The following is an 11,324-nucleotide window of genomic DNA, read 5'->3' as shown; positions in this document are numbered from 1 at the left end:
GGGGGTAGAAGTACCTTGTCCGAACCACAACCGCCACGTCGTCCGTTCGACCGCGAGTTCATGGGCTCGGAGTCCGCACCGCGACACGAACGGACCGCTGCGCCGGAGCACACACGACCACGTCGACCGCGACGGAGCGCCCGCCGATCGGTTTTGTGATCCCGGTCCGAAGCGTCGGCCATGGTCTCAGATCAGGACGCGTTCGACTCCTCCCGAACCGCCGTCGTCGTCGTCGACATGCAGAACGGGTTCTGTCACCCCGACGGGAGCCTCTACGCCGAGCCCAGCGCGGCGGCCATCGATCCCGTCCGGACGCTCGTCGAGCGCGCGAGCGACGCCGGCGCGCGCGTCGTCTACACCCGAGACGTCCACCCGTCCGAACAGTTCGAGGACACCCATTACTACGACGAGTTCGACCGCTGGGGCGAACACGTCGTCGAGGGGAGTTGGGACGCGGAACTCGTCGAGGACCTCCCGACGAGGGACGCGGATCACGTCGTCGAGAAACACACCTACGACGCGTTCCACGACACCGAGTTGGAGGGGTGGCTCGACGCCCGCGGCGTCGACGACCTGCTGATCTGTGGAACGCTCGCGAACGTCTGCGTCCTTCACACCGCCGGCTCCGCGGGGCTGCGCGATTACCGGCCGGTCGTCGTCGAGGACGCGCTCGGGTACATCACCGAGGACCACCGCGAGTACGCCGTCGACCACGCCGACTGGCTGTTCGGCGAGACCGCGACGCTGGCGGACGTGACGTTCGTGTAGGATCGGCGAACGCCCGACCGCCGCCGTCGATGACGGCGACGGCCCGTCTCCCGCGTTACTCCTCGGTCGTGGGTTCGTCCCGGTTCTCGGGGAACAGCGTCTCGGGGTCCGACAGCGAGAACACGACGCGCTCGGAGTCGTCGAGCGGGCGGAGGTACGCGCGGAGTTCGCCCGCGGCATCGGCGCGTTCCAGCATCGGTTCGGCCTGCTCCTCGGCGTAGTACAGCGGGAACGCGACCGCCTCGCCGGCGGTCTCGGCTTTCATCACGACGACGAGGAACACCACATCCGACTGCCGGGCGCGGTAGGCGTCGTACTCGTCGAACGCCGCCGAAGTCTCGTCGGTCACCTCCAGCCCCTCGACGAGTTCCTGTGCGGCGGCGAACTCGTCGCCCGGGAGGAGCACGTCGAACCCGGTGCGGTCCACCTCGATCCCCGTGCCGTCGGTGGAGACGTTGGGCAGGGGCGTCACGTCGCCCGGGTGGAGTTCGAGCACGTTCCAGCCCGCCTCGCGGTACTCCTCGGCGGTGGCCTCCATGTCGGCCATCACGTCGTCCCAGAACTCGGTGTATCCAGCGAGCGGGTGGCTACCGGCCATACACCACCGGCGGCGGCGCGTGGGGAAAACCGTTGCCGTGTGGAGTCGCGACGGCGACGCCCGACCGCCGGACGTGTCGCTCGCGACGGCTACCCGCGAACGTTCTCGCCGATCGCGTCCCCGAACGCCTCGCCGTCGCCGCGGGCGTCGTACGCGACGTATCCGCGGACGAGGGTCAACTCCGGGAAGACTGCTTCACGGCGCTCGAACGGCGTCCACCCGCACGTCGAGTGGAGGTCGTCGCCGCGGATCTCGCGGGCCGAGTCGAGGTCGACGAGCACGAGGTCTGCGTCGGCGCCCTCCGCGATCCGCCCCTTCCCCGGCACGTCGAAGATCGCCGCCGGGTTCGCGGCGACGAGGTCGCGCACGCGCTCCAACTCGAGGGTGCCCTCGCGGACCTCCTGCAAGAGCAGCGGGAGCATCGTCTCGACGCCGGGTACGCCCGAGGGGGCATCCCGGACGCTCGCCGCCTTCTCCGCGCGGGTGTGGGGAGCGTGGTCGGTGGCGACGATGTCGACCGTGCCGTCGGCGACGCGCTCGAACACCGCCTCCCGACGTTTCTCGCTGCGGAGCGGCGGGTTCATCCGGCCGAAGGTGCCGAGGTCGCCGGCGTCCTCACGCGAGAGGAACAGGTGGTGCGGCGTCACCTCGCAGGTGGCGCCCGCGTCGCTGGCGGCGTCGATCCCCTCCGGCGTCGAGGTGTGGGCGATGTGGATGGCGGCGTCGGAGTCGGCGCCGACCTCCAGCGCGCGCTCGACGGCGGCGGCCTCGGCTTCGGCGGTTCGGTAGGCGCTCCAGGCGTCGACATCGGCGTCGCGGCCGGTTCCGTCGCCGGCGCGATCCAGGGCCGCCCGGTCGAACAGGTCCGCGTCCTCCGCGTGGACGGTGACGACCGTGTCCTCGGCGGCCGCGCGGGCGACGGCGTCGGCGAACAGGTCCGCCTCGATCCCCATGTCGCCGGTGGAGTCGGCGAGGAACACCTCCCCGAGCGCGAACAGCGGGCGCTCGAACAGCGAGTCGGGGTCCCAGTCGGCCGTGACGCCCCCGTTGATCCCGAAGTCGACGAGCGACTTCGCCGCGAGGTCGGCCTTCTCGTCGACTGCCGCGCCCGTCACTGTCGGCGGGTCGGTGTTCGGCTGGTCGACGACGGTGGTGACGCCGCCGGCGGCGGCCGAGCGCGACCCGGTGTGCCAGTCCTCCTTGTGCGCGAATCCCGGCTCGCGGAAGTGGACGTGCGCGTCGATAGCGCCCGGGAGGAGATGCTTTCCGTCGCAGCCGACGTCGTCGGCTGCGTCGACGCGACCGACGGTGCCTCCGTCCGCCACCCGCGCGATCGTCTCGCCCTCGACCAGCACGTCGCGGACGCGGCCGTCCGCGAGCGTGGCGTTCCTGAACAGCGTGCTCATTGGCGGTGGTGCGCGGGCACCGGGCGTAAGTTCCGCGGATCAGCCGTCGCCCGCCGGAAGGTCGGCCACGTTGCGCACCTCGACCTCGCGACCCTCGACAAACCCGGCTTCAAGCGCCTCCCGCACCGCGGTCGGACCGTTCGGGCCGCCCGCCCGCGCCACGGAGCCGACCGACTCCGGATCGAACGGCACGCCGAGCGCGTCGTAGACGGCGGCGAGCACCGCCCGGATCGGCCCGCGCTCGGCGACGGTGACGCACCCGGAGACGAGCGCGGCGTCCTGGCGGACGCGCTGGGCGATACCCGCGACCTTGCCGCCGCCCGCGACGCGGACGGAGTAGTCGCCCGGGCAGTACGAGGCCGGCGGCTCCCCCCGTTCCACGTCGGCGCCGGCGTCGCGGAGGGCGGCGACGAGCGTCGAGGTCGCGTCCTCGTAGCGGTCGTTCAGGCCGACCCGAGCGTCGTCAAGCGGTATCGCGTGGGCGAACGCTAGCGTCGACTCGGCGTACGCGACCGCCCGGCCGCCGACGGAGCGCTCGACCGGGGGGAAGCCGTGCTCGCGGGCCGCCGCCGTCGCTCGGGCGTAACCGTCGGCGTGTGCGTCGCGGCGGCCGAAGGCGAGCGAGCGACCCGGCGCCCACACGCGGAGCGCGGGGAGGCCCGACTCTCCGGCCTCCGCGAGCATCGCGGCGGTCGCGGCGCGGTCGGCCTCGCGGGACTCGCGGGTCGTCCCTCCCCGCTCGCCGTCCGAGGTCTCGTTCCCCTCGACCTCGCGCTCGGCTCGGCGGCCGCGGTACACGCGAACGCGCCCCGATCCGTCGCTGTTCGTCACGCCCGTCGCTCGGAGTCGGGTCGCCTAAGCGCTTGCGTCGCGTGTTCGGGGTATGGAGAAGTCGCCGGGGAAGCGGCCGCGGGCGGACGACGGCGAGACGGACGCGACTACCCCGGTCGTCCTCCCCGAGTCGCTGCTCGCGCGCTACCGGACGTTCTCGCTGTACAACTCGCCGTACCCGGCCCACGACCGCGCGTGTGCAGTCGACCTCTACCCCGAGTCGAACGCCGGCGTCTCGCCGGTCGCGGGCGAAGTGCTCGACACCCGGAGCGTGGGCTGCCCCGACCGCGAGTACGCCGTCGACCACGACCACCTGATCGTGATCGACACCGGCGACCACGTCGCACGCGTGCTCCACGTCGATCCCGCGGTCGAGGCGGGCGACGAGGTGGCCGTCGGCGACGCCCTCGGCGAGTTGGTTCGCTCGGGGTTCTTCGGCCGCTGGGTCGACAACCACGTCCACCTGGAGTTCCGCGAGCACGGGAAGAACGCCTACCGGGCGTCGGGGTCGCTCCCGCTCGTCGCCGACGCGGACGTGACGGCGCTCGCGTGGGACGGCACCGGGACCGTCGTCGAGACGGGACCCAGTTACGCGGTGCTGGACGCGCCGATGTCGCCCCCCACGGACGGCACCGCCGCTCCGGGCTTTACGGCTATCGCGGCCGACGACGGGCGACCGCTCGACGGCGGCCTCGCACACTACTCCGGCGGCGGCGTGCCAAACGCGGGTGCCGACGGCGCCGGCGACGCCGCCGGCGGCTCAGTCTCGCTGCTCGGCGCCGAGGTCGGCACCCGCGACGGCCGCCACGTCGACTGGGCCGATGTGGACGTGCTCGCGAACGGCGAGCGGATCACGGGGCTGTCGCTGTTCGCCGCCCGCGCCGACGTCCGCGCCGGCGCGAAGCTGGTCACCCGCCCCGAGGCTGGCGATCCGACGTTCGCCGTCGGCGACGAGGTGCGAGTCTCGATCGTCCCCAGCGACGATCCCGTACGGCTCGGGTGACGCGCGGCGCGATACCACGTGGGGGGCTGACGGCGACGGGACTATATATTCATAAGACAACATGTTTGACGATGAACCGTCGCCTCCGGATCGTGCTCGTCGTCGCCGCCGTCGTCCTCCTCCTCGCGGCGGGCGTCCTCGCCGCCGGAGTCTGGCAGTTCACCCGCCCGGTTCCGGAGTCGTACACCCACACCGCGGAGTATCGGGCGTCGATCCAACCGGACGCGACGCTGACGAACGTCACGCTGTATCTCCCGTTGCCCGTGGAGAACGGAACGAGTTCCGTCGGCGACGCGCTCGTCGCGGGCTCGCCGGGCGTCGTCGACGCGCCGGCGAACTGGTCGTTCGAGGTCGTCGACACCGAGTACGGCCCGATGCTCGCGGTGTCGGTACCGACGCTGGAGCCGGCCTACCGCGAGCGCCCGCCGCCGCGGCCGATCGACCCCGACGGGGAAACCGCGATGCCGGGCGCGGCGACGCCGACCCCGGATCCCCGGGAGACGCCGATCCGGACGCTCGACGACTACCTCGTGCGCGTCGAACTCGCGGTCGAAGAGCCGATCGACACGCGCTCGCCGGTGGGGTCGGAGCCGGTGTTGCGGCCGCGGGTCGACGCGACCGACGCGGCGTGCCCGTTCCCGGCGCCCGAGTCGACCGTCTGTCGCGAGTTCGGCACCCGGATGTTCCTCTCGTACGACGCGCCCGCGAACGCGACCGTCGAGGTCTCGGTCCGCTACGAGGCGCGAAACGACTGGTTCGCAGGCGGGTGGACCGGAAACGGCTTCCGACAGTCGACCCGGACGGTCGTGACCGGCGACGGACCCGGATGGGTGGCGGTTCCGGCCACCGAGGCCGTCGGCGAGGGCACGTACCGCGGCGCGCCGAGCGCGGTCGTCGACGCCGGCGCGGTGGCGGTCGCCCGGTAGCAGGTCTGACGACGGGGATCCGCCCCACGTGTCGCTGAGTACGCGTTCGATTCGAGGGCTCGCTTCGCTCGTCCTCGCACCTCTCGGCCACGCGTTCTCTGTGGGCGGCGCGCCCGCAAGCGCGCCGCCAACGCCGTGGTCCTCGGCCTCACGGCCTCGGACCACGCTTTCATTTCTCTGCGGCTCGGCACGAAGACCTCGCCGCACACGGCCGTAGCCTCGAACCTTCGGTTCTCGGCTACGCTTTCGACGGTCTTTTCTCTCACCGCCGAGCAGTACCCCGTAATGGCTGAATTCAAGATCGTCGTGGGCGACGACGCCGGCGACACGCGGCAGTTCGACGTGGACGGACAGGACGCCAACCGATTCCTCGGACGGGAGATCGGCGAGGAGGTCGACGGCGCGGCCGTCGGCGTCGACGGCGACCTGACCCTGACCGGCGGCTCCGACAAGGCCGGCCGGCCGATGCGCGAGGAGGTCCCCGGCAGCGAGCTGAAGGAGCTCCTGCTCGAGGGCGGCGTCGGCTACAAGCCCTCGCGCGACGGCGAGCGCAAGCGCGTCACCGTCCGCGGCCGCCAGATCTCCGAGGAGACCGTCCAGATCAACGCCCGTATCGGGGGCTCCATCGCCGAGGCGCTCGGCGAGGACGAAGCGGACGAGGAGGCCGACGCGGACGACGACGAGGAGTAACGCGACCCCCTTCGACCGCTCATGAGCGACAGACTCGCCAGCGACGCCGACGACGTCACCAGCCACCGCGCGCGCCTCGCGCGGTCGGGCGGCACCAGGCTCCCCTGCCTGCGGATCCCGGAGGAGGCCGCCCTCTCGGCGGGCGAGGAGATCCGGCTCGTCCTCGACGGCGACCAGCGCCACGCGACGGTGACGAGCGACTCCAAGGGACTGCTCGTGGGCGGCGCCTACGACGACCGCAAGCGCATGCGCGAGGCGGGCGCCGGCGGCGACGCAGAGAACCGCCTCGTCGAGTGGGCGCGCGAGCACGACCGCGGGCCCGGCGACCCGGTCGATCTCGACGAGATCGACCCCGGCTACCTCTACGGCCTGCGCGTCCCCGGCGAGCGCGCCGTCTACACGGTGACGAAGCGACCCGACAAGGGACTGCAGGACATCGCCGACTCGCTGTACGACGAGTAGGCCGGGGGATCGGACCCGACGGCCGCCGTCGGCGTCACTGGTCGACCGAGACGCCCGTCACCTCGAACCGGGCACCGTCGGCGTCACCGCTCGTCACCCCGATGTCCCATCCGTGTGCGGTGACGACTTGCTCGACGATCGAGAGCCCGAACCCCGTTCCCTTCTCGATCGTGGAGTAGCCGTTCTCGAAGACGGCCTCCCGTTCCGTGACCGGGATCCCGACGCCGTCGTCCTCGAAGAAGAACCCGTCGCCGGACAGCGTCCCGACCGTTACCTCGACGCGTCCCTCGTTGTGTTCGATCGCGTTTCGAAGCAGGTTCTCGGCGGCCTCCTTGAGCCGAGTCGGGTCACACTCGATCGTCGCCGTGTCCTCGATCGCGAGCGACGCCTCCGCCATCGCGACGTTGTCCTCGGCGGCCCGAACGACCTCGGCGAGATCGATCGGTCTGGTGTCGCCGATCTCGTCGCCGGTGCGTGCCAGCGAGAGCAGGTCCTCGAGCAGCTCCTCCATCCGGACGACCGCCCGGGCGCTGGCCTCGAGGTGCTCGCTGTCGAACTGCTGGCGAGCCAGGCCGAGGTGGCCGTCGGCGATGTTGATCGGGTTCCGGAGGTCGTGTGCGACCGTCGAGGCGAAACCGTCGAGCTGCTCGTTCCTGCTCGCGAGCTCCTGCTCGTGTCGCTTGCGGTCGGTGATGTCCCGCGTGAATCCCGTCAGCCGCCGGACCGTTCCATCGTCGCTCCTGATGGGGGTGCAGTGTGACTCCAGCCACACGACCACCGAGTCGGACTTGTGGACGCGGTACTCGACGCTCTGGGGGTTCCCGTCGGAGGCGCGCTCCATCGCCTGCCGTACGCGGTCGACGTCGTCGGGGTGGACCCGGTCGAGGAAGGAGTCGGGCGCGTCGCGGAGCTCCTCGGTGGGCTGTCCGAACAGCCGCTCGTGGGCCTCGTTGATGAACAGCAGTTCCTCCCAGTCGTCGGAGAACATCCAGAGGGCGTCGTTCGCGACCCCGGCGATCTCGCGGAGCCGCTCGTTGGTGCGTTGGGCACGCCGCTCGGCCCGCCGGCGGTCGACGTTGGCGGTGATCTTTCGCGCCAACAGTTCGTGTTGGCCCCCGATGGCCTTCTCGATGACGTAGTCAGTGACGCCCGCGGAGATTGCCTCGCTCGCGACGTGCTCGTCTCCCGTCTCGGCGAACATGATGAACGGAACGTCCGGGTCGATCTCGCGGACCGACCGGAGGAACTCCAGCCCCGTCCCGCCCGGCATCGCGTAGTCGCTGAGGATACAGTCCACGTCGGCGTCGCGAAAGCGGTCGAGTCCGTCGGCCGCCGAGGTCTCCGTCAGCACCGTCAGTCGGTCCGACTCGCGCTCGAGTCCGATGACAAGCAGTTCCAGCAGGTCGGGCTCGTCGTCGACGTAGAGAACGGTGATATCGTCGTTCTCCTCGTTCATTATCGAAGCAACGCCGTCGATGAATAAACCGCTTTACCCGCAAGTATCAGGGTTGGTACGGCGGGGTCGATCGGCGGTTCGGCGCGACCGCACCGGTTACGACTCGGGACGAACGATCTTATACGACTCGCGCGCCGATTCCGTGGTATGACCGACGACGCCGGCGGCGACGCCGAAGCGGGTATCGACGCCGACGACGGGAAGCTCGCGGAGTTCCTCGCGGGCGAGCGCCTCGAGGACGTGGCCATCTACCTCACGCACGACCATCTCGACGAGCAGGGGAAGATCGCCGACATGGGTCGGGCCGTCGACGAGGGCGTCGTCCTCGTGCTCCCCGGCGAGGACGGACGCAAGGCGTTCGCCGCCGGCACCGGCATGGACCCGATGCAGTTCGCGCAGGGCGCGATGGACCGCGACGGCGTCATCTACCCCGACCTGGGCGGCGGCGAGTGTCCGGATGCCGCCGAGGATCCCGAGGCGGACCACCGCGCGGAGTTCGTCTTCGCGTTCGCGGAAGAACAGAACGAGGGCGTCGGCGGGCTGTACGCCGAGGGCGACGTGATGCACGCGTACGCCCACTGCTCGTGCGGCACCGACTACTCGCACAAATGGGTCATGGGCGAGTACGTCGAGGAGCCGACAGTCGAGGAGTGAGATCGGGGCGTCGGAGGAACCGGCGCCGGGGTGGCCCGTGTCGGGCCGTCGAGGGCCGTCGCTCCGGAGTGTAGAGCGACGGGGTAGGTCAGTCGACGGTACCCGCGGCGGGGTGACCCACCTGGGTGAAAGGTGCCGCCTGACCGTGCCGTCATCCTATCGGAGCGGCCGCGCGTACAAAGGGGCTCCGGTCGACCCGTCGGCTACGGTCGAGAACGACGCGGAAGCGCGCCTCGTTGGCGATCATCCGGTCGTACGCCTCGCCCACGTCGCCGAGGTCGTACGTCTCGATCTCCGGGGTGATCTCGCGGAGGTCGCTGAACTCCAGCATGTCCCGGGAGTCGCGGGCGTTGCCGGAGGCCCAGGCGTCGACCTACTCGGACGCGTCGGCCGCGTTCTCCGCCGCGGCGTCCGCCGCGACCGACTCGAACGCCCGGAGGATGACGCGCTTGGCCGTCGCGCCCTCGGTGCTCCAGTGGTGGCCGTAGTCGAGCATGTCGTCGTAGATGTCGGGCTTACAGCCGGCGGCCTTCGGGTGGCCGCCGCCGTCGACCCGGCCGGCGACCTCGTGGCAGCGCTCGAAGTCGTCGGAGCCGCGGATCGACGCCGACCCCGAGGGCTTGACGATGACCGCCGCGTCCATGCCCTGCTCGCGAAGCGTGTCTGCGACCTCGTTCTGGGAACACCGACCGTAGGTGACGCCGACCGACCAGTCGCCCACCTCGTGTTCGACCGCGCGGTCGACCGCCTTCTCGATCAGCAGCCGCTTCTCGACGCGACGGTCCTCGACGTACTCCATCGCGACCGGCGGCAGGTCGACGCCGTAGGCGCCGACGATCGCCGCGTACTCCTCGCCCCCGGTCCAGTAGGCGAAGTCGGCGAGGTCGTCGGAGCGCTCGTCCGCCTTCAGCCAGAGGTCGTGGTCGCGAGTGACCGTCGCGAGTTTGCGGAAGCGTTCGTCGAACTCGTAGTCGAGCGACCGCAGCGTCACGTCCGTCGAGCACTCCTCGTCGCTCTCGCCGACGACCAGGTCGATCCCCAGATCGCGGACCGACGCCGTCAGCTCCTCGTCCCACTGGTGGTGGTCGAACCAGCGGACGGCGCCCGCACGGTCGACGACCGCGCCGAGGTCCTCGGCGATGTACTCGAACGCGTCGGGGCAGATGTCGCAGACGAACACGTCGGTTCCTTCCTCCAGGAACTCGGCGACGTAGCCGAGGTCCTCCTCGAAGGAGTGGGGACCCGAGGGAAGCAGCGCGACCGACGACTCCGCGCGGTCGTCCTCCGCCTCGTCTTCCTCCTCGCCGTCCTCGTCGGTGCCGTCGAGCTTCGCGCGGCGGCGCTCCTCGAACGGCGTCGGATCGAGGGCGGCGTCGTACGCCTCGCGGATCAGCGCGATACAGCCGAGGCCGTCGGCGTCGGAGTCGGTGATCACGACCGCCTCGGCGCCCTCGACGGCCTCCTTCGCGCGCTCCTCGGATCGGTCCTCGTCCAGCGAGTCCGGGTAGAAAAAGCCCGTCCCGGGGAGCCGCGACTTGCGGTCCAGCGGGAGGGTGTCGCTGTCGATGAGTTCGTCGTCCATGTTCGGAGGTCGCGACGCGCGGTAAAAAACGGCGGTGGTGTGCAACGTGGGGCCGGTCAAACCGGAGCGACCGGGGGGACAGCGGTGTCGGCCAGCAGTCGCCGGAGGCGGGACCGCTACCGTTTTCCGAGCGGGCGTGTCGGTCATCGACGATGGCCGACCCCGATCTCGTGGCCCACCTCGTGGACCTCAAGTACCTCCTCGTCACGCTCGTCGTCGCGACCGTCGCCGCGGAGGCTGCGGCGACCGGATACGACGGGAACGGGGCGACGGTCCTGGTCGCCGCCGTGGTCGCTGTTCTCCCAGTCGCGTTCGTGTACTTCGTGTTCGGGTCGCCGTCGCGGGCGGGCGACGCCGAGTCGTAGCCGGTCGTCGGGCCGCCCCCGGAACTCAGACCGGTGCGCCGCCGTACCGGTCGTCGACCTCGCCGCCGAGCTGCCGAACCGTCAACACCGGGACGGGACACGTGCGGACGACCCGCTCGGCGACCGAACCGATGAGGAAGCGGTTCTCGCCGTGTCGCCCGCGGGTGCCGGTGGCGACCAGGTCGGCGTCGATCTCGCGGGCGTAGTCGCCGATCTCGTTGGCGGGGCGACCCTCGCGGACGACGGCGGTCACGTCGATGCCGGCGCGCTTTTGCACGTCGACGATAGCCTCGCCGCCGCGCTCCTGAAGGGCGTTGCGCATCTGATCGCGGACCTCCTCCGGCGAGGAGTCGACCTCGCCGCTGTCGACGACGTACAGCGCGTGCACCGCGGCGTCGAACCGGTCGGCCAGATCGAGCGCGACCTCGACGGCACGCGAGACGCTGTCGGAGCCGTCGGTGGCGACGACGATGGTGTCGAACTCGGGCATTACACGACTGTTCTTCGGGCGCGTGCTTAAAACTCGGCGCTCCCCGGCGTTCCCCCGCGCCCACACGGCGCTTGCGACCCGGCAGTCGGAACC

At 71.0% G+C, this 11,324-nt stretch carries 14 protein-coding genes; 7 read left to right on the top strand and 7 right to left on the bottom strand.

Annotated features, from left to right (window positions below):
• Positions 1 to 180: 180 nt before the first annotated feature.
• Positions 181 to 768 (top strand): cysteine hydrolase family protein, encoded by a 588-nt coding sequence (locus K6T25_RS07820; RefSeq protein ID WP_222912963.1) that lies wholly within the window; start codon positions 181 to 183, stop codon positions 766 to 768.
• Positions 769 to 823: 55 nt separating this feature from the next.
• On the opposite strand, the gene K6T25_RS07815 is transcribed toward K6T25_RS07820, so the two are convergent.
• From K6T25_RS07815 to K6T25_RS07805, 3 genes are all read right to left on the bottom strand, one after another.
• Positions 824 to 1,366: a DUF7529 family protein gene (locus K6T25_RS07815; protein WP_222912962.1), complete on the bottom strand. Its 543-nt coding sequence runs from the start codon at positions 1,364 to 1,366 to the stop codon at positions 824 to 826.
• An 89-nt stretch (positions 1,367 to 1,455) separates the two neighbouring features.
• The gene (locus tag K6T25_RS07810) at positions 1,456 to 2,772 is read right to left on the bottom strand and encodes a dihydroorotase (protein ID WP_222912960.1); all 1,317 of its coding nucleotides are present in this window, start codon (positions 2,770 to 2,772) and stop codon (positions 1,456 to 1,458) included.
• A 39-nt stretch (positions 2,773 to 2,811) separates the two neighbouring features.
• Positions 2,812 to 3,456, bottom strand: a complete 645-nt coding sequence (locus K6T25_RS07805) for a lipoate--protein ligase family protein (RefSeq protein ID WP_222917938.1) — start codon at positions 3,454 to 3,456, stop codon at positions 2,812 to 2,814.
• Between the two features lie 199 nt (positions 3,457 to 3,655).
• Here K6T25_RS07805 and K6T25_RS07800 point away from each other — a divergent pair, with 199 nt between their 5' ends.
• From K6T25_RS07800 to K6T25_RS07785, 4 genes are all read left to right on the top strand, one after another.
• Positions 3,656 to 4,606, top strand: coding sequence for a DUF8155 domain-containing protein (locus K6T25_RS07800; RefSeq protein WP_225917707.1), 951 nt, complete (start codon positions 3,656 to 3,658; stop codon positions 4,604 to 4,606).
• 71 nt (positions 4,607 to 4,677) lie between these two features.
• Positions 4,678 to 5,532, top strand: coding sequence for a hypothetical protein (locus tag K6T25_RS07795; RefSeq protein ID WP_222912958.1), 855 nt, complete (start codon positions 4,678 to 4,680; stop codon positions 5,530 to 5,532).
• A 285-nt stretch (positions 5,533 to 5,817) separates the two neighbouring features.
• Positions 5,818 to 6,222 (top strand): 30S ribosomal protein S6e, encoded by a 405-nt coding sequence (locus tag K6T25_RS07790; RefSeq protein WP_222912956.1) that lies wholly within the window; start codon positions 5,818 to 5,820, stop codon positions 6,220 to 6,222.
• 21 nt (positions 6,223 to 6,243) lie between these two features.
• Positions 6,244 to 6,684: a DUF7112 family protein gene (locus K6T25_RS07785; RefSeq protein ID WP_222912954.1), complete on the top strand. Its 441-nt coding sequence runs from the start codon at positions 6,244 to 6,246 to the stop codon at positions 6,682 to 6,684.
• A gap of 34 nt (positions 6,685 to 6,718) precedes the next feature.
• Here the strand turns inward: K6T25_RS07785 and K6T25_RS07780 are convergent, their stop codons facing one another.
• Positions 6,719 to 8,140 carry a PAS domain-containing protein gene (locus K6T25_RS07780; RefSeq protein ID WP_222912951.1) on the bottom strand — a complete coding sequence of 474 codons (1,422 nt, stop codon included), beginning with the start codon at positions 8,138 to 8,140 and terminating at the stop codon, positions 6,719 to 6,721.
• A gap of 147 nt (positions 8,141 to 8,287) precedes the next feature.
• On the opposite strand from K6T25_RS07780, the gene K6T25_RS07775 reads away from it, so the two are divergent.
• On the top strand, positions 8,288 to 8,794 hold the full coding sequence (locus K6T25_RS07775; RefSeq protein WP_222912950.1) for a DUF5807 family protein: 507 nt from the start codon (positions 8,288 to 8,290) through the stop codon (positions 8,792 to 8,794).
• A 151-nt stretch (positions 8,795 to 8,945) separates the two neighbouring features.
• Here the strand turns inward: K6T25_RS07775 and K6T25_RS07770 are convergent, their stop codons facing one another.
• A complete protein-coding gene (locus K6T25_RS07770; RefSeq protein ID WP_225917706.1) occupies positions 8,946 to 9,125 on the bottom strand; it encodes a hypothetical protein in 180 nt (59 codons plus the stop codon).
• A gap of 42 nt (positions 9,126 to 9,167) precedes the next feature.
• Positions 9,168 to 10,376, bottom strand: a complete 1,209-nt coding sequence (locus tag K6T25_RS07765) for a DHH family phosphoesterase (RefSeq protein ID WP_222917768.1) — start codon at positions 10,374 to 10,376, stop codon at positions 9,168 to 9,170.
• A 152-nt stretch (positions 10,377 to 10,528) separates the two neighbouring features.
• Between K6T25_RS07765 and K6T25_RS07760 the strand changes: the two genes are divergently transcribed.
• Positions 10,529 to 10,741: a hypothetical protein gene (locus K6T25_RS07760; RefSeq protein ID WP_222917767.1), complete on the top strand. Its 213-nt coding sequence runs from the start codon at positions 10,529 to 10,531 to the stop codon at positions 10,739 to 10,741.
• A gap of 25 nt (positions 10,742 to 10,766) precedes the next feature.
• Here K6T25_RS07760 and K6T25_RS07755 read toward each other — a convergent pair whose 3' ends face one another.
• The gene (locus K6T25_RS07755; RefSeq protein ID WP_222917766.1) at positions 10,767 to 11,231 is read right to left on the bottom strand and encodes a universal stress protein; all 465 of its coding nucleotides are present in this window, start codon (positions 11,229 to 11,231) and stop codon (positions 10,767 to 10,769) included.
• Between the last annotated feature and the right edge of the window lie 93 nt (positions 11,232 to 11,324).

The sequence above is a fragment of the Halobaculum rubrum genome (assembly GCF_019880225.1).
Taxonomy (GTDB): Archaea; Halobacteriota; Halobacteria; order Halobacteriales; family Haloferacaceae; genus Halobaculum; species Halobaculum rubrum.
The sequence above is the reverse complement of the archived record's forward strand: the minus strand, read 5'-3'. Positions and strand labels throughout refer to the sequence as shown.

Excerpts from the sequence above, each read along its gene's own strand:
- K6T25_RS07820 (WP_222912963.1), top strand. The coding sequence starts at position 181 with ATGGTCTCAGATCAGGACGCGTTCGACTCCTCCCGAACCGCCGTCGTC.
- K6T25_RS07815 (WP_222912962.1), bottom strand. The coding sequence starts at position 1,366 with ATGGCCGGTAGCCACCCGCTCGCTGGATACACCGAGTTCTGGGACGAC.
- K6T25_RS07810 (WP_222912960.1), bottom strand. The coding sequence starts at position 2,772 with ATGAGCACGCTGTTCAGGAACGCCACGCTCGCGGACGGCCGCGTCCGC.
- K6T25_RS07805 (WP_222917938.1), bottom strand. The coding sequence starts at position 3,456 with ATGCTCGCGGAGGCCGGAGAGTCGGGCCTCCCCGCGCTCCGCGTGTGG.
- K6T25_RS07800 (WP_225917707.1), top strand. The coding sequence starts at position 3,656 with ATGGAGAAGTCGCCGGGGAAGCGGCCGCGGGCGGACGACGGCGAGACG.
- K6T25_RS07795 (WP_222912958.1), top strand. The coding sequence starts at position 4,678 with ATGAACCGTCGCCTCCGGATCGTGCTCGTCGTCGCCGCCGTCGTCCTC.
- K6T25_RS07790 (WP_222912956.1), top strand. The coding sequence starts at position 5,818 with ATGGCTGAATTCAAGATCGTCGTGGGCGACGACGCCGGCGACACGCGG.
- K6T25_RS07785 (WP_222912954.1), top strand. The coding sequence starts at position 6,244 with ATGAGCGACAGACTCGCCAGCGACGCCGACGACGTCACCAGCCACCGC.
- K6T25_RS07780 (WP_222912951.1), bottom strand. The coding sequence starts at position 8,140 with ATGAACGAGGAGAACGACGATATCACCGTTCTCTACGTCGACGACGAG.
- K6T25_RS07775 (WP_222912950.1), top strand. The coding sequence starts at position 8,288 with ATGACCGACGACGCCGGCGGCGACGCCGAAGCGGGTATCGACGCCGAC.
- K6T25_RS07770 (WP_225917706.1), bottom strand. The coding sequence starts at position 9,125 with ATGCTGGAGTTCAGCGACCTCCGCGAGATCACCCCGGAGATCGAGACG.
- K6T25_RS07765 (WP_222917768.1), bottom strand. The coding sequence starts at position 10,376 with ATGGACGACGAACTCATCGACAGCGACACCCTCCCGCTGGACCGCAAG.
- K6T25_RS07760 (WP_222917767.1), top strand. The coding sequence starts at position 10,529 with ATGGCCGACCCCGATCTCGTGGCCCACCTCGTGGACCTCAAGTACCTC.
- K6T25_RS07755 (WP_222917766.1), bottom strand. The coding sequence starts at position 11,231 with ATGCCCGAGTTCGACACCATCGTCGTCGCCACCGACGGCTCCGACAGC.